Source organism: Nocardia sp. NPDC058244 (assembly GCF_042882065.1).
Lineage (GTDB): Bacteria > Actinomycetota > Actinomycetes > Mycobacteriales > Mycobacteriaceae > Nocardia.
Genome location: NZ_JBHVWX010000009.1, coordinates 284429 through 307379, shown reverse-complemented (window position 1 = coordinate 307379; position 22951 = coordinate 284429). Strand labels below are relative to the sequence as shown.

The window sequence follows — 22951 nt, the reverse complement described above, 5'->3', positions numbered from 1 at the left end:
GCTCGGGCGCGCGGATCAGATATCGGCCGCCGCCTTCCGCGATTCCGTGATGGACGGGGTGGAGAGCCCGATCAGGTCGAGCAGGACCGCGGTGGTGTGCTGACCCAGCGCCGGAGCGATCCGGGCGGGCAGGTGCGTCCCGTTGATCGACACCGGTGCGCCGGGCGCGAGATAGGTGCCGATGCCGGGCTGATCCAGGGGCGAGAACAGGGGATTGGCAGTGACTTTCGGGTCGGCGGCGACTTCACCGAAGGTCCGGTAACGCTCCCACAGCACGGATGTCCCCGCCAGTCCGGCGGCGATCTGCGCGCCGGTGTGGGTACGGAACCACGGGGTGAAGAGACCGGTGAGTGCTTCGCGATGACGGTAGCGATCTCCTTCGTCGGCGAAGTTGGCCGCGAGCGCGTCGGCGAGCGCGTCGACGACGTGGCCGGTTCCGGTGAGCTCGGTGAGATCCCGGAAGTGCCGGGCGGTCAGAGCCACCACCATGAAGGTCGCGCCGTCGGCTCCGGTGAAATGCCCGCCGAACTGGCCGTAGACGGCATTGCCGAGCCGGGGACGGGTGCGCTCGCACACCATGGCCTCGGTGAGGAACCCGAGGTTGCCCGCGGTGGCCAGCGCGACGTCCTCCAGTGGCAGCGAGATCCGGCTGCCCTCCCCGGTGGCGTCGCGGTGCCGGACCGCGGCGGTGATCGCGAGCGCCGCGTACAGGCCGCAGAGCAGGTCCCACACGGGCACCACATGATTCACCGGTTCGGCGTGGTCGGCCGGTCCGGTGACGAGGGGGAAGCCGGTGGCCGCGTTCACGGTGTAGTCGACGGCGGTCGACCCGTCCGCACGGCCGAGGATTTCGAGATGGATCAGATCCGGCCGCAGGGCGGACAGAGCGGCATGGCTGTGCCAGTCGCGGCCGGACACATTGGTCAGCAGGATTCCGCCCGCGGGGCCACCGGCCGTGATCAGCCGACTGATCAGCTGCTGTCCCTCCGGCGATCGGAGATCTGCGGTGACCGACTGTTTGCCCTTGTTCAGGCCCGTCCAGTAGATGCTGGCGCCGTCATCGGTCAACGGCCACCGGTGGACATCGGCGGCACCGCCGAGCGGGTCGACCCGGATGACCTCGGCGCCGAGCTGACTCAGGGTCATCCCGGCCAGCGGTGCGGCCACGAAGCTGGAGATCTCGACGACCCGGACCCCGGCCAAGGGCTGTGTCGCGGACTGCTGATCCTCGCTCACCGACCAGCTCCTTCCGGCTGGGGGGACTGCAGCAGGGTGCGCAGACCACGGATGTCGACCTTGCCGGTCGCGCCGCGCGGTATCCGCTCGGGCGAATCCGTCAGCACCCACACCGTGGGTATCTTGAAGGCGCTCAACGACTCCCGGACCTGGGCGCGCAGCCCGTCCGGCGTGGCCGAGCTGTCGCAGACCACGAGCGCGCCCACGCGTGCGCCCTGTTCGCCCGCGACATCGGTCACGCACGCATCGATGACGCCGTCGAGACCGCGCAGCGCCCGCTCCACCTCGCTGGGATACACCGTCGCGCCGCTGACCTTGAACATGTCGTCGGCACGGCCGTGATAGAAGAGGAAGCCCCGGTCGTCGACACGGCCGAGGTCACCGGTGCGGTAGAAGCCGTCCGGTGTCATGAACGCGGTGCGCTCGCGCAGGCACATCCCGCGCAGCAGGTGAGGTCCGCGCAGTTCGATGACCCCCACGTCGCCGGTGGGCACCGCGGATCCGGTGTCCTGGTCGGTGATCCGGAGCTGCGTCCCGGCGAACGGCTGACCGCAGCTGCCCCAGGCCGACGCCGGCATGTCGGTGTGCGCGGGATACCCGCTGTACGGGCCGAACGATTCGGTCATGCCGAACAGGTTGGCGCGTGCACCGGGTCTGGGCCGTAGCTCGGTGGGCAGCAACGCGTCCAGGCTGCCGGGCAGCAGTGTCGGCACGGCGACACTGTCGGTCGTGGCCACCCGGGCAAGGGCCTCGGCCTGCTCGGGCCAGCCACGGAACAGCGTCACCCGTTCCCTGCGCAACAGCTCGAGGGTAGCCGGCGGGTGGGGGACGGCTTCGGTGACGAGCGTGGCACCGGCGAGCAGTGTCGAGAGCACTCCGCCGCCGAGGCCACCGACCCAGAAGAACGGCATCGGCAGGTAGAGGCGAGTGTTCGCGTCGATGGCGCGGGCGGACAAGCCGGCCCGGACAGCGCCGAAAGCACTGCCGTGGGAGTGCAGGACTCCCTTGGGCATGCCTCGGCTTCCCGACGTGAAAAGGACGGCGAAGGTGTCGGCAGCCGACACGGATTCGGCCAGGGCTGTGGAGATTCGGACCGCCCGGCTGGTCGGCTTCGCGGTCAGGAGCCGATCCGCGGTCCAGATCTGCCTGAGCGCCGGGAGCGACGAATCGGCTGCGACCGTGCCGTCCGGGTCAGCGGGTGGGAGATCCACGAGATAGTTCCGGCCGCGGAACTCCGGCACCGTCACCACGATCCGGACCGCGGCGACTCGCAGCTGGGCACGCAACTCCGGCGGACGCAGCAGCGTGCTCAACGGGACCAGGGTCGCACCGATCCTGGTGAGCGCCACAGCGATCCGTACCCAGTCGATGCCGTTGGGCAGCAGCAGCCCCACCCTGGTTCCCTTGCCGACACCGGAATCGACGAGCACGGCGGCGAGTTCCCTTGTCGCCGAGTCGAGCTCGCCGTAGGTGAGCCGGCCAACGGGTTCGATCACCGCCGGAACACCGCCGAACCTCTCGGCCCGATCGCGGACGAGCCGGTCCATGGTCGTGGCGGGATGCTCGCCCGGGTGCGCCCGCGGTGACGGCTCGATACCGCGACCCACCGGGTGGATCACGCCGTCATCGTCGCGATGGACGAGTTCGCCTGTGTGGAACCACTGGTCGGGATCGAAGCACTCCTCACGGCTTCGCCGATGGTAGTTCTGCATGACGAACGGTCCGCGGAAACAGAACTCGCCGACCACTCCTGGAGCGACCTCGGCGCCGGTCTCGGGGTCGAAGACCGCTGTCTCGAAGCCCGGCATCGGCATTCCGCCGGCTCGGCGCTCGTCCCTGTGCCACAGAACCGAACCGCCCGCTTCGATCAAGCCCGGCCCCTCGGAGCGGCGGGCAGTGGCCTGCATGTCGTCGCGGCCTTGCAGCGTCGCCCCGGCGAGCACGGCGGGTAGCAACCCGGACAGGATTCCGGTGGGGGAGGGGAGCGGGTGATCGGAACGCAACACGGCCTGCGCGGTCAGCCCACGCGTCCGGTTGCGCACGCGATGACCATCGAGCAGCGAGCCGTGGGTATGCACGGCACCGGTGAGCGAGTCGGTGGAAGACGGATAGAGCAGGCACAGCGGATCCGCGGCATGGACATCGTCTTCGAGCGCGGCCAGGTGTTCGCCGTCGACGGCGTCGGCCCATCGGTGGACGTCCGGGGCGTACCGCGCCGGTGTCGTGCTGTCGGTGATCACGTGGCGCAACTGTGGTGCCGCCGTGCAATACCACCTCCCCTCGGCGTCGAATTCCGCGCCGCGCAGGGCCTCCGAGACCACCCTGGCCGCACTCGGCAGGTGATCCTCCCGCGCCCGCAGGAGGATCCGGGCATCACTGTGGGCCAGCAGATTCCGGATCTCGACGGGGCCCGCGGAGGCGGGCAGCGGGACGGCGACGGCTCCGATGCGCGCGGCGGCGAGCAGCGCGACAACGAATTCCGCCCCGTCGGGGTACAGCAGCCCGATATGCACGCCCTTGCCGGCGCCGAGTCCGGCGAGACCGCGGGCGAGCAGCGCCGAACGATGCTCGGCGGCACCGAAGGTCAGCTGTTCGCCTCCCCGATCGAGCAGCGGCCGGTCCGGGAACGCTCGCGCGTGCGCGCGCAGCACCCCGCCCAGGGTCGTGGGTTCTGCGCCGGGTGCGCGCCGTGTCGGCTCCACCTCGGTACCGCCTTCCATCCGGGTTCTCCTGTCACGCATGGCCATCCGCGGCTAAGGGCTGCTGCGCATCGCGATGGCCTGCTGGGCGCGGTCGAGCACCGAGGCCAGACCCCACTCGAAGTTGTGGTCGTCGGGTGCGCCGGAGCGGCGCCCTTCCGCCATGGCCGCGGCGAGCAGCGGTGTCGTTTCGGGCTCGATCCGGATCACGTCGTAGTACGCGGCGGCCTCGCTGCCCAGCTCCTGGTTCTTGTCGTGCAGGCGCTGGAGCACCACCGATCCCTGCACGTGCAGGTTGACCGCCGAATAGACGGTGAACGCGTCGTCGAGCGACAACCCGGCGCTGACCAGGTTCGCCACGGTCCGCTCCACCTGTTCGGCGCCGAGTCGCGCCGCGTGCTGGCTCAGCGCCGAGCGGATCAGGACCAGGTCGCACAGGATCGGGTTGTCGAGGAAGGTGCGGCGCATGATCCGCGCGTGCCGGGCCAGCGAATCCCGCCAATTGTGCGGCTCGACCGAGGGAAAGGGCACCGCGTACAGGTAGCGGCGCAGCGCGCGGTCGGTCATCGCGTTGAGCAGATCGTCCTTCTTGCGGAAGTACCAGTAGATGCTGGTCACCCCGACGTCGAGGTGTTTGCCCAGCAGCGGCATGCTCAGGCCGTCGACGGTGACCTGCTCGGCCAGTTCGAACGCGCCGTCGATGATGTCCTCCGGATTGAGGGAGCCACGTTCGCGCCTGCGTCGCGGTGCGCTTCCCTGACGGCCGCTCACGCGGTGACTTCCGGGGCGCGGGTGTAGCGCGGTTCGCGCTTCTCCGCGTAGGCGGCGAAGGCCTCGAGCACGTCCGGTCCCGCGAGATTGGCGCTCGCCGCCGACGCTTCGGCGTCGAGGGCTTCCATGAGGGTTCGACCGGTACCCGTGTTGAGCAGGTCCTTGGTCTGCCGGAGCGCCAACGGCGGACCGGAGGCGAGGCGCTGGGCAAGCTCGGTCGCGACGCCGTCGATCGTGTCGGCGGTGTGCAGCCAGGTGACCAAGCCCAGTTCGAGGGCTTGCGTTCCGTCGATCATCTCCGCCAGCAAGGCGAGGCGTTTGGCCTGCTGGAGGCCGACCAGTCGAGGCAGCAGCCAGGAGCCACCGCAGTCCAGCGACAGCGCCCGGCGGGCGAAGATCTGGCAGAACCGCGTCTCCGGTGTCGCGATCACGAGATCGCAGGCCAGCGCGAGGTTCCAGCCGGCGCCGACGGCGACGCCGCGAACCTTGGCCAGGGTCGGCACCGGCAGTTCGTGCAGCAGGCGCACGGTGTCGTTGATGGTCGCGAGTTCCGTGCGGGGATCGGGGAATTCGTCCATGCCCTCGGCATCGGCGATATCGGCACCGGCACAGAATGTTTCGCCGGAGCCGGTGAGGACCACGGCGCGGACCGTCTCGTCTCCGGCGATGTCGCTCAGTGCTGCCCGCAGCGCGTGCCACAGCGGGAAGCTGATCGCGTTCTTGCGGTGCGGGCGGTTCAGCGTCAGAGTGCACACCCCGTCGGTCTGTTCGATGAGCAAGGTGGGTTCTGCGGTCACTGGATCGTCCTTTCGTCGTTGTTCCCGGCGGGCCCGAGCGCGCCCCGGCGGCGGAACTCCTCGATCTCGTCCGGCGTGAAACCCGCTCTTACCAGCACGGATTCGGTGTGCTCACCCAGTGCGGGTACCGCGCCCATCGGCGGCTCGAAGCCGGTGATGACCGGTGGTGGCAGCAGTGCGGTCACCGGACCCGCCGGGGTCGGGATGGCGCGCCAGCGTCGGCGTGCGGCCAGGTGCGGATGCGTGAGGACCTCGCCGGGCGTTCGGAACCGGGAATTGCCGATACCGGCCGCATCCGCCTGCTCCTGCACGGCGTCGGCCTCGTGGCGGCCGCACCAGCGGGCGATCTCCCGGTCGAGTTCGTCGCGCAGCCGCACCCGGTCGGCATTGGTGGCGTACCGGGGGTCGGCGGCGAGGTCCGGACGGTCGATCAGGTCGCGGGACAGGCGCTGCCATTCGCGGTCGTTGGTGGTGCCGAGGACGACTGTCGCGCCGTCGGCGGTGCAGTACGCGCCGTAGGGGGCGACCGCGGGCGAACTCATGCCCAACGGCTGCTGGTCGACCCCGGTGTGGCGGGTGTAGGTGAGGTGGTAGCCCATCAGCTCGGCCGCGGTGTCGAACAGGCTCACCGACGCGCTGGCGGGCACGGCGGATCGTCCGGCGGGAGCACGTTTGGCGCAGAGGAGCGCCAGGATCGTCAGCGCCGCGTACAGGCCGGAACTCACATCGGCGATGGGTGGTCCGGGCTTCGCCGGCGCGTCCGCTGTGCCGGTGACCGCGCAGGTGCCCGACTCGGCCTGGATGAGCAGGTCGTAGGCCCGTTTGTGCGACAGCGGGCCGCCCGCGCCGTAGCCGTCGATCTCCATCACCACGAGTTCCGGGAACTCCGCCGTCAGCTGCTCGGCCGACAACCCGAGGGCGGCCGCCGCGCCCGGCGCCAGGTTGGACACGAAGACATCGGCGGTCCCGAGGATCCGCCGCAGGATCGCGCGGCCGTCGGGATCCTTGAGATCCAGCGCGACGGATTCCTTGCCCCGATTCGCCCAGACGAAGTGCGCGGCGAGGCCGTGGACGACATCGTCGTAGTGCCGGGCGAAGTCGCCGCCGGCCGGATTCTCGATCTTGATCACCTGGGCGCCGAAGTCGGCGAGGACGCGCGTGCACATCGGCGCCGACACCGCCTGTTCCAGCGCGACCACGGTGAGCCCGGACAGCGGTCCTTGCGGTCCTGCCTCGTCGGAAATCTGCACAGCTGACCTCGTTTGCGTCGATGGGCCGGTGACATCGGCCGCGAAGGTGTCTACTGTAATATATACAGTAGAAGGAACTGCACAGGCTACAGTCTGTCTGGTAGCCGTCACGGCGGCGCGAGGATCGGTGAGGCAGAAGTTGTCAGTGATGAAATATGTTCTGGAGTACCCCGGTGAGCGTCCCGGCGCCGCGGAGGAATTTCTGCATCCCGCGGTGATTCGCGAACTCGCGGTCGCGGCCGAGGAATGCGGATTCGCCGCGGTGGCGATGAGCGAGCACCCCGCGCCGTCACTGAAATGGCGGCACAGCGGTGGGCACAACACGCTGGACCCGATCGCGGCGCTGAGCTACATCGCCGGCGTGACCTCGCGGATCCGGCTGCTCACCAACCTGTACGTGCTCCCTTTCCGCAACCCGTATCTCGCGGCCAAGGCGCTGGGAAGCCTGGACATCGTCTCGGGCGGCCGGCTGATCGCCGGTGTCGGAGCCGGATACCTGCGCGCGGAGTTCGCCGCGCTCGGCATTGATCACGCACAGCGGGGCCGCCTGCTCGACGAGTCGCTCGAGGCGATGTGCCGGATCTGGTCCGACCCCGGATCTCCGGTCGCCGGAGAAGGTTTCGGCGCGCCGGGACCGGTGTGGCTCCAGCGTCCGGTCCAGCGGCCCCATCCACCACTGTGGATCGGGGGCAACGGGGTCGCCGCCCGGCGCAGGGTCATCCGGCACGGTGCCGGGTGGATGCCCATCATCGCGGATCGAGGGATGGCCGCGGCGATGCGCACGACCGCGATCGAGAATGCCGAGGAGTTCAGCGAGGGCGTCGACGGTGTGCGTCGCGAACTGGCCGCCGCCGGACGTGATCCGGACTCCGTCGACATCCAGATCGTCTGCCCGGTGATCGATTTCGCCGACGGCTCCTCGGTGCGGACCGCGATAGACGTCCTGGAGGACCTCGGGAAGCGCGGCGCCACCTGGGCCGTCGTGCATGCCGACAGCACGAGTCCCGATGCCGCGGCCCGGTCGATCCGGGCGTTCGCGGACTCGGTGATCGCGCGCTAGACGCGCCATGGAAATCGTCACAGCGAACCGAAGATGGAGTGTGTCATGACCGCACAGGTGCCAGCCGATCTCGCGGACCTTCTCCGGCGGCCGATCGTCGGTGTTCTCGGAACGGTCGCGCCGCACGGTGCTCCGGATCTGTCGCCGATGCGGTTCAAATGGGACGGTGCGCATCTGCGGATGAGCCACACCATTCCGCGTCGTAAGTTCACCAGCCTGCAAGCGAATCCGAACTACTCGTTCCTGATCACGGATCCGGATGCTCCGTCGCGATGCCTGGAAACCCGGGGGTGGCTGGTCACGGTGCTCGGGGACGAGAAGGGCGAGTTCTACCAGGAGCTGAACGAACTCTACGGTGACGCCGGCGGCGGACTGCCCGACGACGTCTACGACCGTGTCGTGCTGATTCTCGACGTCACCAGGTTCGTGGCCAAATAGCACGGCCGCCCGTCCCAGCACTGTCGTTGCGGTGCTGGGACGGGCGGCGCCGATGCGGTGGGTCCGCTGGGTCAGTCCAGCGTGACTTTCGCGCCGATCAGCTCGAGAGCGTTGTCCCGCATCACCTTTCGGGTGTCCTCATAGGAGGACTCCGGGAACTGCGGGATGTCGGCGGTGAAGGTGGTCGGATCGGCGAGACCCTCGCCGTGCGGCCAGTCGGAGCCGAACAGGATCTTGTCGACGCCGATCGTCTCGGCCAGCAGCTTCACGTCGTCCTCGTAGTAGGGGGCGATCCAGACATGGTTCTTCAGCTGCTCGACCGGGTCCTCCGTGAAGTGGTACGGCGCGGTGTTCGCCGCCTTCTTGAGGCGCTTGATCAGGCGATGGACGAAATACGAGCCGTTCTCGATGCTCGCGACCTTCAGCTTCGGGTGCCGGGTGAAGACCTGGTGGACGATCATCGAGGCGATGGTGTCGTGGATGGCCCGGTCGTCCAGGAGGATCTGATCCAGCGGATCCTTCTTGCCGAACCCCTCGAATTGGGCCTTGCCACCCCACAGCGCGTTGATCGCGAGGTACCCACTGTCGGACAGATGGAAGCCGACAGGCACCCCGGCCTCGGCCAAGCGGGCCCACACCGCGTCGTGCAGCGGGTCGCCCAGCGATCGGGGGTGCGTGACGCCGGGCACCGGTGCCGGGCGGACCAGGACCATCTTGGCACCCCGGCTCAGCACGAACTCGACCTCTTCGACCGCGGCTACCGGATCGGCGAGCGAAATGATCGGCGCGGCGATGATCCGATGGTCGGGCCGGTCGAATCCCCAGTCCTCGTCGAGCCACAGATTGAAGGCGTGCAGGGAGGCCATCGTCGCGGGGATGTCGTGCTTGAGGGCTTCCTCGACCCCGCAGGCGAAGGTGGGCAGCATGAAAACGGTTTCGAGCTTCTGCCTGTCCAGAACCGGTACACGCGCGTCGCGCTGCTGGTATTCCGGGTGGTCGGCCAGGCGATCGACTTTCATCAACGAGGCGGGATCGACGCCGTCCGGGATCTCACCGCGGAACAGCAGATCGAGGCAGCCGGGTTCGATGATGGGGTCGAACGTCGGGTTGGGGACGAAGTGATTGACCTTCCCGCCCATGATCGCGAGGGTGCGCTTGCCGTCCTGGACCATCTGCACTCCGCGCTGCCGGAATTCCTTGGGCAGGTGGCGGGTGAACGCGTCCAATGATTCGTAGTAGTGGTTGTCGACGTCGATGGCCAGATAGTCCAGCGTTGTCATTCCCTGTCCCTTCGTTGCGGATACCGCCGTCGAGGCCTCGTGGCAGACCGTCGGAGACGCTGCGGTGGGTCATACTGTATCGCTTCCAGTATTGCATTTAGAACATCGGATGACGAGGTTTCCGGTCCAGGCCGGGCGGGCGGTGATCGCTACTCGTGGTGATCCGGGGTCGCGTGGCGGTGGTTCGGCGGCGGCGTGAGATCGTCGACCACCACCAGATTCCCGCCGGATCGTTTGGCCCGGTACATCGCCGCGTCAGCGGATTGCAGCAGTCGGTCCGGAGTCGGGCTCGGGCACTGTGCGCACAGCGTCGCGTCGAAGACGGCCACGCCGACGCTCGCGGTGACCACCACACCGGCCGCCGGCGGTTCGGCGACCACTCGGCACAACCGCTCGGCCTCGATTCGAGCGGCCGCTGCGGCGATCGGGGCGGCCACTACGAATTCCTCTCCGCCGGTGCGTGCCACCACCGCCAGCGCACCGGCGGCGTCGCGCAAGCGGCGCGCGGTTCGTTCCAGGACGGTGTCGCCGATGCCGTGTCCCCAGGTGTCGTTGACGTTCTTGAACCGGTCGAGGTCGAAACAGATGACACAGATCGCGGGATTGCGGTCCATCAGTTGCGGCAGCCGGTTCTCCAGACCTCGGCGGTTGAGCAGTTCGGTCAGTGGGTCCGACAGCGACTCGGAGCGTAGTAGCCAGTAGAGGAGCTGGTATGCGGGCATCGCGCCGGCCACCGACGCGAGGAGGAGTGCGACCGCGACCGCCAGGTGGACATCGCCGCCGCCGGTGGCGATGCGCACCGACAACACCAGTACCGACAGCACCGACCAGGCCGAGTGCACGGCCAGTGCCCGCGCACTGTGGAAGAAGCTCAGGTAGCTGCCGGTGACCAGGAGCAGAACCGTGCCCATCGCCCCGAACAGCCGATCCTGCAACTGCAGGAATTCGACCGTGAACAGCACGTCGGCACAGGCCATCAACAACAGCGACTCGGTCCGGTTCGGCCACGGCAGCAGCCACCAGCGCACCGCCCACAGCGTCCCGGACAGCACGCCGATCGTCGAGGCGATACCGGGATCGCCGGGCGGACCTACCGGGGTTCCCGCGATCACCGCGCCCATCACCGCGATTGCCGCTCCAGCCCCGCCGATCAGCACTTTGAGCGGCCCCAGAGCCGAGCGGGCCGCCAGGGTGCAGACCAGCCATCGGTAGTCGACCGGGTCCTTCCACCAGGCGCGCAGCATGTCGCCGCCCGTCATCGCCCCACCCTCGGTCCCCGCCGCGTTGCCGACTGTCGCTCGCGCCGTCTGGGAGAAGCCCGGAAATCCCACCAGCTCATCGGCAGTAGTCTAGGCCGCACCCGTTCATGCCCGACCCATGCGTGTGTGTCGTGGCCCACTGTCGACGTCTTCACTGCGTGCCCAGCCGATGGCGCAGCCTCACTAGGCGACTGTGAATCCTGCCGAGCGGGGCCGATCGGCCTAGTTGGGTGGCTCTGGAAGATCGTCGAGTGCACAGAGCGCCCGACGCGCGGCGGTACTCACCCGGGGCGTCGAGTCCTCGATCAAACGACGCAGAACTGGCTTTGCTTCAGTGAGGCCGTGCTTACCGATCACCTTGGCCACCCATTCGCGAACCCGCCACTGCTCGTCTTCTGCGGCCTCGGCCAAGTACGGAAATGCCTCGTCTCCCCATACCCAGAACAAGCCACGGCCGGCCCAGACACGTAGCCAGTACCGTTGGTGGGCCGGCATGCCGCGGTCGATCAAGTCCTGCCCCAGGGGACCGCCAAGTGCGACAACGAGACCGATGTCGGAGTCGTCGCCGTCCAGCATCCGGCTGCAGCCCTCGACGAAGGCGGGTCGCCCACGGCGCCGGCACTCGCGCTCGATGCTTTGTCGAGGGGTCGACTGCCATATCCGGGTCGGCATCGACTCAGTATCACCGGCGCCGCCGCGCATCGCCACCGCGCTTTGCGGCAGCCCGATGACGTGGTCGCCCTGCGCTGCTGCCAGGCGGATATCGCAGGCCGGCGCGAAGACGCAGCCGACAGGAACCTGGGCGTGAGCTGCCCCTGGTTGATGCTGCTGCTCAAGCCGCACGCTTCACTCAAAAATAGAAGTGGGGTGCGGCGGTCGCCGGGTTCGATGGCGATGGCGGCGGTGAGGATGGATTCGACCTCGTCGAGGACGGCGAGGACATGCTGCGGGCTGGCGCGCCTGTCGTCGAATTCATCGGCTCGAAACACCGCGGGTTGTTCGGGGAAACAGCGCTTCTCGATGCTGTGCCGGAATCCTGTCGGACAAGAGGTACGAATGTGAATTCGGGAGATACCGCGTGGGTGCTGGCCTGCGCCGCGCTGGTCATGTTGATGACACCGGGACTGGCGTTCTTCTACGGGGGCATGGTGGGCAGCAAGAGTGTGCTCAACATGTTGATGATGAACTTCGTCTGTCTGGGCGTGGTGTCGACACTCTGGGTGCTCTACGGCTATAGCGAAACATTCGGTGACGACGTCTATTACGGGCTCGTGGGGGACATGTCGCACGCGCTGCTGCGCACGACCCACGGGACGTTGTCCGGGCCGGTGGGGCACCAGATCCCGACCATGGCGTTCGTCATGTTCCAGTTGATGTTCGCGGTCATCACCACGGCGTTGATCACCGGTGCGATCGCCGGGCGGACACGTTTCTGGTCGTGGATAGTGTTCGCGGCACTGTGGGTCACCGTCGTCTATTTCCCGGTCGCGCATTGGGTTTTCCACGTCACCGGTTTCACCGACACCGATTCCTCCGGCGCCTCCGCCGATGTCGGCGGATGGATCGCGAACCAGCTTCGCGCGTTCGATTTCGCGGGTGGCACCGCGGTGCACATCAACGCGGGCGCGGCGGCGCTGGCGTTGGCGCTGGTGCTCGGCAAACGCCACGGGTGGCCGCGCAGCATCGCCCGGCCACACAATGTGCCGTTCACCTTGCTCGGCGCGTCGCTGCTGTGGTTCGGCTGGTACGGCTTCAATGCCGGATCCGCGCTGACCGCAGGCGATCTCGCCGCCCTGGCGTTCACCAACACCACCATCGCGGCAGGCGCCGCGTCGTTCGCGTGGATCGTCGTCGAACAACTCCGGGACGGGAGACCCACCACCATCGGGGCGTCCTCGGGCGCGGTCGCGGGGCTGGTCGCTGTCACCCCGGCGTGCGGTTTCGTCGGCGTCGTCGGCGCCTTGTGTATCGGTGTGGCCGCGGGTATCTGTTGCGCGCTCGCCGTGAGCCTGAAATACACCTTCGGCTACGACGATTCGCTCGACGTGGTCGGAGTTCACCTGGTCGGTGGAGTGGTCGGCACCCTGTTGGTCGGCGTGTTCGCCGACGTCTCGGTCAACCCCGCGGGTGGCAACGGCCTGCTCTACGGTGGCGGGTTCGTCCAGTTGCAGCGCCAGGCCATCGCTTCGGTGGCCGTCATGGCCTATTCCTTCCTGGCGACGTTGCTGCTGGCGTGGATCGTCGACCGGCTCATCGGCCTGCGAGTGGGCTCCGAATCCGAGGCCGAGGGCATCGACGAATCCGAACATGCCGAGTCCGCCTACAGCCTGAACCTTCCGCCCGCGGGCCCGGCGCCTGCTCTGCTGCCGTCTCGGCCGCAGGGCCGGCCCCAACGTCTTCCTCCGCCTCGCCCAGCCCCGCGGCCCAACGACCACCGCTGGTGAGACAGTAGGGTCGCATCGGCTCCGGCGTGCTGATGCCTGCTCAGCGGGGTGAGCCGGCCCTGTCACCCTTCGGCGCCGTCTTGCTGGTGACCAGGCCGATGCCGAAGCCGAACACCGTGATCGCGAAGAAGCACAGCAGCAACCCGCCGATCTTCGCCTCGGCGTCGGTGTCGGGACTGCGCGCGGAGCCGGAGGATCCGGCGACCACCGCGGCGGGATCGACGATCGCCTGGATTCCGGTGATCAGCAGAACTATCGCACCGAGGATCAGCGCGATACCGCCGAGCACGCGCTTGGCGGTACGGCGCGGCGGGGCAGGGGTTTCGGTGGATTCGGGTATGTCGGAGGCTGACATGCACGCAACCTATCACCGGGATTCCCGCCGTCGCGCCGACCCCGCCGCGGCCACGCTCGTGCGCCGCCACGCGGCGCGAAATGCGCTCGCAACACCGCCGCTGTCCGCCTAACGGCATCGAAACATCGCCGTCGCCGCTGCGACACGCCCGGGGATGTTAATGAATGCATCATCCATTCCTAGCAATCGCTGGAGGTCACTATGCGCAACGGGTCGAAGTGGGGAGTGTGGCGGAGGGTGCGGACGCCGCTCCTCGCGGGCATCACCGCGGCGGTACTGGTCTCCGGCTGCGCGGCAGGGGGAACCACGGGCACGCGGGCCGACGGGGTCGACTTGAGCGCGTTCGTGCCGAGCGCGGGGGCCGAGATTCCCACCGTGCCGGTGAAATTCGGGATGAAGCCGTTCCCGAACTCGACGCTCTACAGCATCGGGCTCAAGAACGGGTACTTCAAGGATGTCGGAATCGACATCCAGCCCCAGCCCTACGGCACCGCCGTCACCCCCGACAACGTGGTATCGCTGCTGCGCAACGGCTCGATCGACATCGCCACGATGTATGGGCCCGCGGCGATCCAGGTGCTCTCGCAGGTTCCGGACCTGCGCATGTTCGGCTTCTCCGACACCTACGAAGCCACCTACCTGCTCGCTTCGCCGAAGTCGGGGATCACGTCGGCCTCGGAACGCATTGCGGCAGGACAGGAACCGGCGGCGGCGATCCGCGAGGCGATGCAATCGGTGCGTGGCCGTGAGGTCGCGATCAACAGCAGCGGTTCCCAGCGGGTGTTCCTCAACTCGGTGTTCACCGCCGGCGGGATGACCTTCGACGATGTGCGGCTCAACGTCACCGACGACGCCAAGATCGTCGCGCTGGCCACCGGCGGCAAGATCGACTTCGCCACCCCGGACGGTGCGGGGCAGAACGTCCAGCTGCTCGAAAACGGTTGGTATCCGCTGGTTTCGGTGAACGACCTGGCGAAGGTGGCGGGCAATGAGGCGGTCGTGGCCGCCTCGCTCGGCCATGAGGGCCCGGCCGCGCTGGACGGCTACCTGGAGCAGAACCCCGAGACGGCGATGCGGTTCCTGTCGGTGATGTTCCGCATCATCGACGACATCCTCGGCAAGCCCGACGCTTCCCTGGCGGCGCAGCTGCCCTACCTCAACGAACGCAGCGGCCTGAATCTGCAGGTCGCGGGGTTGCAGAAGATCTATGACGTGATCGACCCGGTCGTGCCGTTCGAAGGCCAGTCGAAGTTCTGGGACGAGGGCAGCCGCGATCCGAAGAACTACCAGGTCGTCTACACCGAGCAGGTCGCGGCGGCGAAGAAGGGCGGCATTCTGCCCGAGCAGGCCTTCGAACTGGCCCAGCACTTCGTCGGTGGCAAGTTCTATGAAGTCCTGATGACGCTCAAGGCCGACTACGACAAGCTCGTCGGCCAGGCCGCGACGCTGACCGGCAAGCCCGCCGAACTGGCGGCCCAGGCCGCGCAGCAGTACCAATGGCGAAACTACCTCGACGCCTACCGGATCCTGAAGACGGCGCTGGCGCCATGATCACCGTCCGCAGAATCGCTGCGGCTTCCGGCCCGACGTTCTACGTCGGGCTGGGGGTGGTGGCGACAGTGACCGTGTGGTGGCTGCTCTCCCGACAGCTCGACCCGGTGCAGCTTCCCGCACCCGGTGCGGTGTGGACGGCGTTGCGCGACGGCTGGTCCGGGATCGCGGCGCTCGAATACGTCGGCGTGCAGACCGGTGGCTTCTCGGCGGCGTTGCTGCATACCGCGGGCATCGTCTTCGTCGGCGCGGGTGTGGGTTCGGTGCTCGGGGTGCTCGTCGGTGCCGCGATCGGCGCTTCCCGCACCGCGTCCGCGGTGCTCGGGCCGCCGCTGGTGGTGATCGGCGCGACGCCGGTGCTGATCGTGGTGCCGTTCGTGCTGATCTGGTTCGGCACCAGCGGATGGGCGCAGCCGGTACTGGTCGTCTTGTTCACCTTCGTCACCGTCGCCGCGGCAACGCAACTGGCCGTGGCCGGAGTCAGCAGGCACTACCTCGATTTCGGGGCGTGTCTGGGCGCGAGCAGGCCCCGGTTGTTCTGGAGTGTGTCGCTACCCGCCGCCGCGCCGGCCGTGCTGGGTGCGGTCCGGGTGTCGTTCGCGCTCGGCTGGAGTTTCGCGACCGTCTCCGAACTTCTCGGCAGTCAGGAAGGCACCGGCAAACTGCTGCAGGCGATGTCGCAGCTGCAGCGGACTGCCGACGTCGTGGCCGCGGTCCTCGCGCTCGCGGTCCTGGCCTTGCTGGTCGATCTCGTCATCGCCCGCGCCGGCGCGTACGCCGTGCGGTGGAAGGAATGAACATGAACACCTCGACTCAGGCGCTGGACACCACCGTGCCCGCAGGTCGTGAGCGGCCTGCCGTCGAACTGCGCAATGTCACCAAGCAGTTCCAGCTGGCGTCGGGACGGACCGTCACCGCGGTCAACGATCTTTCGCTGACCATCCCGCAGGGCCAATTCGTCTGTCTCGTCGGTCCTTCCGGCCACGGGAAGTCGACCCTGCTGAACATGCTGGCCGGGTTCACCCCGCTCAGCCAGGGACAGATCCTGGCCAACGGCAAGCAGGTCACCGGGCCGGGTCCGGACCGGGGCGTGGTGTTCCAGCGCGACACCCTGTTCCTGTGGCGGCGGGTCGCCGACAATGTCGGGTTCGGCCTGGCAGCGCGGGGCGTCCCCGCCGCCGAACGCAAGCGCGTCGTCGATCGCTACCTGCGGCTGACCGGTCTGGAGCGCTACGGCCGGGCCTGGCCCAAGCAGCTCTCGGGTGGCATGCGCCGTCGCGTCGCCATCGCGACCGTGTTCGCCAACGAACCCGGCATCCTGCTGATGGACGAACCGTTCGTCGGTCTCGACTACGCGCGTCGCGCCGACCTCTACGAGGTGCTGGGAACCCTGCGGGCGCAATCGAACTGCACGGTGCTGTTCATCACCCACGAGATCGACGAGGCGCTGGTGCTCGGGGACCGGATGCTGGTCATGGTCGGTGGCGAGATCGCCTTGGACGAACCGATCGATCTGCCGCGCCCGCGGACGGGCCGGGAGATCACCTCACCGCGCGCCCAGGAGCTCAAGGCCGCGGTCATCGCCCGCTTGGACGCGGCCCAGATCCAGGACGAAGCGTGACCGCGCCCGGAACAGGGCGCCGGTCGACGCGGTGGGCGGCCGCCGCCGTGCTGGCGGCCGTCGTCGGCGGCTGGATGATCGCGCATGTCGCCGCGGGCACCAATGCGGCGGGGGAGTCGATGGTGCCCGGCATCGCCGATATCTACCACGCCACCAAGGGTTTCGCGTCGGAGTGGCCGGGCGGCTGGGGGATCGGGCGCACCGACGAAGGCACCGAACCGACGTGGACAGCGGCCTTGCTGGCCATCGGTTATCACTCCGCGATCACCGGTGCCCGGATGCTGTCGGGATTCGTCGCCGGTGCGCTCGCGGGCATCGTGCTCGCCGCCGCGGTGTCGTGGAGTCGCCGGGTGCGGCAGGTCGTGTATGTGCCCGCGCACATCTCGCGGATGCTGCCGCTGCTCGGGCTGGTTCCCCTGTTCGGGCTGTGGTTCGGGAACTCCGCCACCGGGGTGGTGGTGTTCGTCGCGTTCACCGTGTTCGTGCAGGTGTTCGCCTTCGGCATCAACGCCGTCGCCGCGGTCCCGGAATACTACGAACACGCCGCGCGGTCACTGGGTGCGGGCCGGATCCGCACCTACGTGGCCGTGGTCCTGCCCGCGGCGACTCCCGCGCTCGGTGCCGGGCTGTCCATCTCGCTGGCCCTGGGCTGGAGCGCGGCGATCTCGGCCGAGTTCAACGGCCAGGTCGACGGATTGGGCCAGGTCGCCTACATGGCCCAGTACTTCACCCGCACCTCCACGCTCGCCGTGGTCGCGATCGTCGTCGGTGTGCTCTCGGCAGGCAGCTTCGTCGCGGCTCGCGCCGGCGTCGCCTGGCTGACCCGATGGTCGGAATGACCGGCCGCACACCACAATCTGCCCGTACACCCGCAAGGAGAACCCGTGCACACCACGGCCCCACCGTCCGAGGTCCGCATCCGCTCGGCGCGCACGCGCTCCGGCGACCTCGTCGACCTCACCGTCACCGGCGACCGAATCACCGGACGCCACCGGGCCGGTGAGGCGCCGGCGACGACCGGCACCGAACTCGACGCGGGGGGCGGGCTGGTCCTGCCCTCGTTCGTCAACACCCACCTCCACCTGGACAAGACCCGCCTCGGCGACCAGCTCCCCGCCGACATCACCGGCACCATCCAGGAGGGGCTGGCCGCGACCTGGCCGCTCAAGCGCAACTATTCCGTCGCCGACATCACCCGCCGCGCGAGCGAAGTGCTCGACAATGCTGTCGTCCACGGCGCCGGCTTCATCCGTGCCATGACCGACGTCGATTCACTCGGCGGGTCGGCCGGCGTCGAAGCCCTCCTCGGACTGCGCAAGACCTACAGTGATCGCGTCCGCATCCAGGTCACCGGCTTCACCCAGGAAGGCATCTTCGGCGCGCGGGGTTCGCTGAGCCTGCTCCAGGACGCCGTGGCCGCCGGAATCGACGTGGTCGCCGGCTGTCCACAGATGGAGAAGGACGAGGCGCTGAGCCGCAAACATGTCGAGACCTGCTACCAGCTGGCCATCGACAACGACCTCGACGTCCACTTCCTCGCCGACGACACCGACGACCCGAGCGCGCGCAGCCTCGAACAGATCGCCACGATCGCCGGCGAGACCGGATGGGGGCCCCGGGTCATCGTCGGCCATGTGGGCGCGCTCGGCGCCTACGACCACACCTACGCGCGCAAGGTGATCGCACTGTGCGCCGACGCCGGGCTGACCATCTGCACCAACCCGCACATCAGCCTCGTTCTGCAGGGCCGGGAGGATCGCGGGCTGGTCCGGCGCGGAGCCACCCGGGTCGGCGAGCTCCTCGCCGCGGGCGTGCGGGTCATCGCCGCCCAGGACGACGTGGACGACCCCTACTATCCCTTCGGGATACCCAGCCAGCTCGAAGTCGCCAAGTATGTCGCCCACGTCGCCCACCTGTCCCACCCCGCGGGCATCGCCAGGACCCTGGACATGGTCACCACCGACGCCGCGGCCGCGGTCCGGCTCGACGGCTACGGTCTCGAGGTCGGTGACCGCGCGGACCTGGTCGTGCTGCCCACCGCGACCGCGGCGGAATCGTTGCGCCTGACCCCGGCTCCACGATGGGTCCTGCACGGCGGCCGCGTCGTGGCGACCACCCGGGTCGAGTCGTGGCTGGCGCCGGCGTGACCCGCCTCGGCGTCGGACAGGCGAGGTCGTTCGGCGCGCGAATACGCTGACAGGAGATACCTACTCGAACCGGTAATGTTCGGCCGGTGCGTGCCCGCACCGGCCGAACCCGCCGGGCACCGACACAGAGACCGGAGGGGTTGATCACGAATGCGTGGTCTGGAAGATGTCACACCGAGAACCGCGCAAGAAGCTGTCGCGGAAAGATTGCGCAGGGATATCTTGTCGGGCCGATGCGAGCCCGGCAGCCGGCTGGCGCAATCCGAGATCGCCGCGGCGATGAAGGTGAGCATCACTCCGGTGCGCGAGGCATTGCGAGAACTGGCCACCGAGGGGCTCGTCGATGTCGACAGGTTTCGCGGCGCGATCGTGCACACCCCGACCGCCGAGGAACTCCGCGAGGTCTTCGCGATCCGGCAACGGCTCATTCCGATGGCTACGGAGCTGGGGGTGCGGTCGATCACCGCGCGCGAACTCAGCGCCTGCGAACTGATCCTGAACCAGATGGAGGCCACCGCCGACGACTCCGAATGGAGTCTGCTCAATCGCAGCTTCCATCGCGCGCTCGACGGCGCCAGCCGCACTCAGCACCTGACCGGCATCCTGCACCGACTCGACGACATCGCGATGCTCTACATCCGGCTCTCGCTCGGTGAGCAGGTCGCCCGCCGACCGGAAGCCGAAGCCGAACATCGCGCGCTGCTGCACGCCTACCTCGACCGCGATGCCGACACCGCGATCCAGCTCTACCTCGAGCACTTCAAGGGCACCCTCCGCACCGCGGGCGACCTCCTCGGCGAGTAAAGCGCTCAGTCGATTTCGACCACCACTTTCCCGAGTGCGCGGCCCGCGCCGACGTAGGCCAAGGCGAGCGGCGCCTCCTCGAGCGGGAAGGTGCGGTCGAGGTGGATGTCGATCTTGCCCGCGACGCACATGCGCGCCAGCGGCTCGAAATGCGCAGGCCCCTCCTTGACGACGAGTACGCCGAGCGAACGTCCGGTGACCAGGCCGAGGAGCGCGCCCGCGGTCGCGGTGCGCAGCACAGCCCGGGTGGTCCCGCCGACGCAGCGGTACCTACCGCCGCGCGCCAGCGCACGCCGGTAGGCGAAGACCGATCGGAGGGCGACGAGGTCGAGTATCCGGTCGTAGGGGCCGGTGCGGGTGAAGTCCGTGACGCGGTAGTCGAGGACCTCGTCGGCGCCGAGCGCGCGCAGGAAATCGAGTTTGCCGGCGTTGTCGACGCCGGTCACCCGGGCGCCCGCTCGCCTGGCCAGCTGGATCGCGAACGCGCCCGTCCCGCCGCCCGCGCCGTTGATCAGCACCGACATCCCCGAGGTGATGCCCGCGGTGCCCTGGAGCGCGATCGCCCCTGACTGCGGCAGTGCGGCGGCCTCGGCGAAACCCAGTTCCGGCGGCTTGTGGGCCACCGTGGACGCGGGCGCGACGGCGTATTCGGCGAATCCGCCCTTGTGCACGAGATTGTCGCTGTACACCGCGTCACCCGGCGCGAACCCGGCCACCGACGACCCGACGGCCTCGATCACGCCCGCGATATCGGAGCCGAGAATGCCTCGGCGCGGTGCCCGCAAGCCGCCGATCCGCGAATAGAACGGCGTCCCACGCAGACTCTCCCAGTCCGAGAGGTTCAGCGCGGTCGCGCGCACGCGGATGAGTACCTGGTCCGCGGCGGGCTCGGGTACGGGAACGTCGGTGAGAGACAGCACTTCCGGACCGCCGTAGCGGTCGTAGACGACGGCTTTCACGAGGTCTCCGAGGGCATCCGGTGACAGCCTGACACGCCACGAATTCTAGTCGAAGCACTGCACCGCGCTCGGATCACCAGTAGTGCGGTGTCAATCCCCAGAAGTCGAATTCGGCGGTGAGGAGGGCCCGCAGCGCGTGGCGGGTCGGGAAGCGGTCGGGGTCGGCGCCGGTGACGGCGAGGGTCACGGTGCGGCCGTCGGTGGAGAAGGAGAGGTTCACGCCGACCTCCACTCGGCGGAACATGGCGGGATCGTTGGTGCACACGACCGGGCGCATGAGGACGGCGGCGGCCCGGTGACCGGCGAAGTCGGCGACACCCTGGGCGGTCTCGCCGAGATTGGTGCACAGGCACTCCGGTGCGGTGGCGGTCCGGGCGAAGTGACGCAGGACGAAGCGGGGCAGGATCATCTGGAGCGGTTGCAGATGCTGGAGGGCGGGGGTGGTGGCCGGGTCGCGGTAGGCGGTCGCGGCTCGCTTGACCGCCGTCCTGACCGCGCCGAGGTCGATGCGGTCGGTGGCACGGTAGCGGACCGAGATCGGCAGGCCGGTGGTGGCATTCGCGCGCGGGTCGTCGGCGGTGCGCATCGAATGGGGGATGTCGACGCGGATGTCGGCGGCGTCGCCGACGCGCCCGCTGCGGCCGAGCAGGCCCGCGCCGAGGGCGATCAGGAGTCCGTTGGTGGTGCCGGAATGCGTGGCGGCGATGGAGTTCCACTGGTCAAGGGACAGCTGCACGACGGCATCGGCGGGCGACCAGCGATCCGGCAGCGGCAGCTCGGGGTCCGCCGGTCGGGGAGTACGGCCGGGCTCGGTGACGGCGCGCGCCGCGAGAGCGGCCCGGATTCCCCGCGCGACGGCCCGGAGCTGGAACACGGCGTCGGAGATGTTCGCGCCGACCGTATTCCGGGGTGCCCGGCCTACGAGGCTCCCGGAGCTCACGGTCCGATCGGGCTCTTCGGCCAGGCGGGCCAGCGCGTCACCGACGGCGAACAGCACCGCGCCGCCGTCGGAGGCCACATGCGAGGTCACCAGCGACACCAAGGTGCCGCCCGTGGTGGTCGGCGCGGCGGACAACCGCCACACCGACCCGGCCGTGGGGTCGAAATCGACTCGGCTCTGGGCGAAGTACCAGTCCAGGACCTCGTCTTCGGTGACCGGCACCGTGTCCCAGCCGAGCGGGATCGAGGCGGCGGCAGGCATCCAGTACGGGCGGGCGAAGGGCACCCGGGTGCCCTGGACCCGGCGGGCCAGGAAGCCGTGGGCGAGCTGGGCGTGGAAGCGCTCGAGCAGCTCCCGGCTCAGCGGTTCGTCGAATCGCCAGGCGAGCTGGTTGACCAGCGCGTTGCCGTAGAGGCTGTGCAGTTTCAGGAACAGGTCGTCGTCGGCGGTGAGCCGGTTGACGGCGGCCGCGGGGGTGATCGCGGGGGCGGTGAGTGTCATGGTGGCTCCTCTCAGCGGGCGCGCAGTGTGCGGACGGTCAGGGGCGCGAACACGGCGACGACGACGAGCGAGGCCACCACCGACCAGCAGGCGTCGGCGCCGATCGCGCCGTCCTCGGCGAGCGTGCGCACCGCCGACACCAGATACGACACGGGGTTGTAGTCGGAGACGTAGGCGAGCCAGGTGGGCATCGACTCCTCCGGCACCAAGGCGTTGGAGGCGAAACTCAGGAACGTCAGCACCAGCATCGACATGCCCTGCACGGCGGCGGGCCGCGACACGGTGACCCCGATGAACGCGAACAGCCAGCTGATCGCCGTGGTCGCCAGCACGACCAGCACCGCGCCGGCGAGGAATCCGAGCGGATGCGCGGGCCGGTAGCCCATGGCGAAGCCGACGATCACCACCGTGGTCGCGGCGATCACATACCGGGTCGCGCCGGCGAGCAACGCACCGGCGACGGGGGCCGACCTGGCGATCGGCATGGCGACGAACCGGTCGAACACCCCCGACCTGATGTCCTCGGACAGCTGCACGCCGGTGGCGACCGAGGAGGTGAGCACGATCTGCACCAGCACGCCCGGGATCAGAATCGGCAGGTAGGCCTCCATGCTGCCCGCGATGGCGGTGCCGAAGATGCTGCCGAACAGCAGCGGTCCGACGATCGGCAGCAGCAGGGCGTCGTAGAGCAGCTGGGGGCTGTGCCGGAAGGTGAGCAGGCCACGCCAGGCCATCAGCAGGGACTGGAACAGCGCGGCGCGCAGGCTCACGTGGGTGACCCGGGGGCGGCGATCGATCGTCGCGGGGGCGGCGATCTCGGCGATGGTGACGGTCATGGT

The 22951-nt window shown here is 68.9% G+C and carries 21 protein-coding genes and 1 pseudogene; 9 read left to right on the top strand and 13 right to left on the bottom strand.

The genetic code is table 11. The annotated features are described in order from the left end of the window. Positions 1-15 precede the first annotated feature (15 nt). From ACFVW6_RS27945 to ACFVW6_RS27920, 6 genes and pseudogenes are all read right to left on the bottom strand, one after another. Positions 16-1236 carry a CoA transferase gene (locus tag ACFVW6_RS27945; RefSeq protein ID WP_378826235.1) on the bottom strand — a complete coding sequence of 407 codons (1221 nt, stop codon included), beginning with the start codon at positions 1234-1236 and terminating at the stop codon, positions 16-18. Further along, positions 1233-2783 carry an AMP-binding protein gene (locus tag ACFVW6_RS27940; RefSeq protein WP_378827016.1) on the bottom strand — a complete coding sequence of 517 codons (1551 nt, stop codon included), beginning with the start codon at positions 2781-2783 and terminating at the stop codon, positions 1233-1235. The genes ACFVW6_RS27945 and ACFVW6_RS27940 overlap by 4 nt, the downstream gene beginning before the upstream one ends. 162 nt (positions 2784-2945) lie before the next feature. Then, positions 2946-3956: pseudogene (locus tag ACFVW6_RS27935) on the bottom strand (AMP-binding protein); the annotation flags it as partial. Between the two features lie 33 nt (positions 3957-3989). Beyond that, the gene (locus ACFVW6_RS27930) at positions 3990-4706 is read right to left on the bottom strand and encodes a TetR/AcrR family transcriptional regulator C-terminal domain-containing protein (protein WP_378826233.1); all 717 of its coding nucleotides are present in this window, start codon (positions 4704-4706) and stop codon (positions 3990-3992) included. Then, positions 4703-5503 carry an enoyl-CoA hydratase/isomerase family protein gene (locus tag ACFVW6_RS27925; RefSeq protein ID WP_378826231.1) on the bottom strand — a complete coding sequence of 267 codons (801 nt, stop codon included), beginning with the start codon at positions 5501-5503 and terminating at the stop codon, positions 4703-4705. The genes ACFVW6_RS27930 and ACFVW6_RS27925 overlap by 4 nt, the downstream gene beginning before the upstream one ends. Continuing rightward, positions 5500-6753, bottom strand: a complete 1254-nt coding sequence (locus tag ACFVW6_RS27920) for a CaiB/BaiF CoA transferase family protein (protein ID WP_378826229.1) — start codon at positions 6751-6753, stop codon at positions 5500-5502. The genes ACFVW6_RS27925 and ACFVW6_RS27920 overlap by 4 nt, the downstream gene beginning before the upstream one ends. Positions 6754-6901: 148 nt before the next feature. Here ACFVW6_RS27920 and ACFVW6_RS27915 point away from each other — a divergent pair, with 148 nt between their 5' ends. After that, complete coding sequence (locus ACFVW6_RS27915; RefSeq protein WP_378826227.1) at positions 6902-7813, top strand: TIGR03619 family F420-dependent LLM class oxidoreductase; 912 nt, start codon at positions 6902-6904, stop codon at positions 7811-7813. Between the two features lie 45 nt (positions 7814-7858). Then, positions 7859-8251 carry a pyridoxamine 5'-phosphate oxidase family protein gene (locus ACFVW6_RS27910; protein WP_378826225.1) on the top strand — a complete coding sequence of 131 codons (393 nt, stop codon included), beginning with the start codon at positions 7859-7861 and terminating at the stop codon, positions 8249-8251. Between the two features lie 71 nt (positions 8252-8322). Here the strand turns inward: ACFVW6_RS27910 and ACFVW6_RS27905 are convergent, their stop codons facing one another. The 3 genes from ACFVW6_RS27905 to ACFVW6_RS27895 all read right to left on the bottom strand — a co-directional run bounded on the left by ACFVW6_RS27905 (position 8323) and on the right by ACFVW6_RS27895 (position 11633). After that, positions 8323-9531, bottom strand: coding sequence for an amidohydrolase family protein (locus ACFVW6_RS27905; protein WP_378826222.1), 1209 nt, complete (start codon positions 9529-9531; stop codon positions 8323-8325). A 149-nt stretch (positions 9532-9680) separates the two neighbouring features. Next, the gene (locus ACFVW6_RS27900; RefSeq protein WP_378826220.1) at positions 9681-10790 is read right to left on the bottom strand and encodes a GGDEF domain-containing protein; all 1110 of its coding nucleotides are present in this window, start codon (positions 10788-10790) and stop codon (positions 9681-9683) included. A 222-nt stretch (positions 10791-11012) separates the two neighbouring features. Further along, positions 11013-11633 carry a HEAT repeat domain-containing protein gene (locus ACFVW6_RS27895; protein ID WP_378826218.1) on the bottom strand — a complete coding sequence of 207 codons (621 nt, stop codon included), beginning with the start codon at positions 11631-11633 and terminating at the stop codon, positions 11013-11015. Between the two features lie 215 nt (positions 11634-11848). Here ACFVW6_RS27895 and ACFVW6_RS27890 point away from each other — a divergent pair, with 215 nt between their 5' ends. Further along, positions 11849-13234, top strand: a complete 1386-nt coding sequence (locus ACFVW6_RS27890) for an ammonium transporter (RefSeq protein WP_378826216.1) — start codon at positions 11849-11851, stop codon at positions 13232-13234. 40 nt (positions 13235-13274) lie between these two features. Here the strand turns inward: ACFVW6_RS27890 and ACFVW6_RS27885 are convergent, their stop codons facing one another. Further along, complete coding sequence (locus ACFVW6_RS27885) at positions 13275-13589, bottom strand: hypothetical protein (RefSeq protein WP_378826214.1); 315 nt, start codon at positions 13587-13589, stop codon at positions 13275-13277. Between the two features lie 237 nt (positions 13590-13826). Here ACFVW6_RS27885 and ACFVW6_RS27880 point away from each other — a divergent pair, with 237 nt between their 5' ends. From ACFVW6_RS27880 to ACFVW6_RS27855, 6 genes are all read left to right on the top strand, one after another. Further along, complete coding sequence (locus ACFVW6_RS27880) at positions 13827-15140, top strand: ABC transporter substrate-binding protein (protein WP_378826212.1); 1314 nt, start codon at positions 13827-13829, stop codon at positions 15138-15140. 59 nt (positions 15141-15199) lie between these two features. Beyond that, entirely contained in the window at positions 15200-15937 is a 738-nt protein-coding gene (locus ACFVW6_RS27875) for an ABC transporter permease (protein ID WP_378826210.1), read from the top strand. 2 nt (positions 15938-15939) lie between these two features. Next, the gene (locus tag ACFVW6_RS27870) at positions 15940-16761 is read left to right on the top strand and encodes an ABC transporter ATP-binding protein (protein ID WP_378826208.1); all 822 of its coding nucleotides are present in this window, start codon (positions 15940-15942) and stop codon (positions 16759-16761) included. Next, positions 16758-17600, top strand: a complete 843-nt coding sequence (locus ACFVW6_RS27865; protein WP_378826206.1) for an ABC transporter permease — start codon at positions 16758-16760, stop codon at positions 17598-17600. The genes ACFVW6_RS27870 and ACFVW6_RS27865 overlap by 4 nt, the downstream gene beginning before the upstream one ends. 45 nt (positions 17601-17645) lie before the next feature. After that, positions 17646-18908 carry an amidohydrolase family protein gene (locus ACFVW6_RS27860; protein WP_378826204.1) on the top strand — a complete coding sequence of 421 codons (1263 nt, stop codon included), beginning with the start codon at positions 17646-17648 and terminating at the stop codon, positions 18906-18908. Positions 18909-19058: 150 nt separating this feature from the next. Further along, positions 19059-19712, top strand: coding sequence for a GntR family transcriptional regulator (locus ACFVW6_RS27855; protein ID WP_378826201.1), 654 nt, complete (start codon positions 19059-19061; stop codon positions 19710-19712). A gap of 5 nt (positions 19713-19717) precedes the next feature. On the opposite strand, the gene ACFVW6_RS27850 is transcribed toward ACFVW6_RS27855, so the two are convergent. The 3 genes from ACFVW6_RS27850 to ACFVW6_RS27840 form a co-directional block, all read right to left on the bottom strand. Beyond that, positions 19718-20671 carry an NAD(P)-dependent alcohol dehydrogenase gene (locus tag ACFVW6_RS27850; protein ID WP_378826199.1) on the bottom strand — a complete coding sequence of 318 codons (954 nt, stop codon included), beginning with the start codon at positions 20669-20671 and terminating at the stop codon, positions 19718-19720. A gap of 73 nt (positions 20672-20744) precedes the next feature. After that, entirely contained in the window at positions 20745-22112 is a 1368-nt protein-coding gene (locus ACFVW6_RS27845; RefSeq protein WP_378826197.1) for a hypothetical protein, read from the bottom strand. 11 nt (positions 22113-22123) lie between these two features. After that, positions 22124-22948, bottom strand: a complete 825-nt coding sequence (locus ACFVW6_RS27840) for an ABC transporter permease (RefSeq protein ID WP_378826195.1) — start codon at positions 22946-22948, stop codon at positions 22124-22126. Positions 22949-22951 lie beyond the last annotated feature (3 nt).

Bases quoted from the DNA above. Each gene is read 5' to 3' on its own strand.
- ACFVW6_RS27940 (WP_378827016.1), bottom strand. From the start codon at position 2,783: ATGGACCGGCTCGTCCGCGATCGGGCCGAGAGGTTCGGCGGTGTTCCG.
- ACFVW6_RS27915 (WP_378826227.1), top strand. From the start codon at position 6,902: ATGAAATATGTTCTGGAGTACCCCGGTGAGCGTCCCGGCGCCGCGGAG.
- ACFVW6_RS27910 (WP_378826225.1), top strand. From the start codon at position 7,859: ATGACCGCACAGGTGCCAGCCGATCTCGCGGACCTTCTCCGGCGGCCG.
- ACFVW6_RS27905 (WP_378826222.1), bottom strand. From the start codon at position 9,531: ATGACAACGCTGGACTATCTGGCCATCGACGTCGACAACCACTACTAC.
- ACFVW6_RS27900 (WP_378826220.1), bottom strand. From the start codon at position 10,790: ATGACGGGCGGCGACATGCTGCGCGCCTGGTGGAAGGACCCGGTCGAC.
- ACFVW6_RS27885 (WP_378826214.1), bottom strand. From the start codon at position 13,589: ATGTCAGCCTCCGACATACCCGAATCCACCGAAACCCCTGCCCCGCCG.
- ACFVW6_RS27870 (WP_378826208.1), top strand. From the start codon at position 15,940: ATGAACACCTCGACTCAGGCGCTGGACACCACCGTGCCCGCAGGTCGT.
- ACFVW6_RS27855 (WP_378826201.1), top strand. From the start codon at position 19,059: ATGCGTGGTCTGGAAGATGTCACACCGAGAACCGCGCAAGAAGCTGTC.
- ACFVW6_RS27845 (WP_378826197.1), bottom strand. From the start codon at position 22,112: ATGACACTCACCGCCCCCGCGATCACCCCCGCGGCCGCCGTCAACCGG.
- ACFVW6_RS27840 (WP_378826195.1), bottom strand. From the start codon at position 22,948: ATGACCGTCACCATCGCCGAGATCGCCGCCCCCGCGACGATCGATCGC.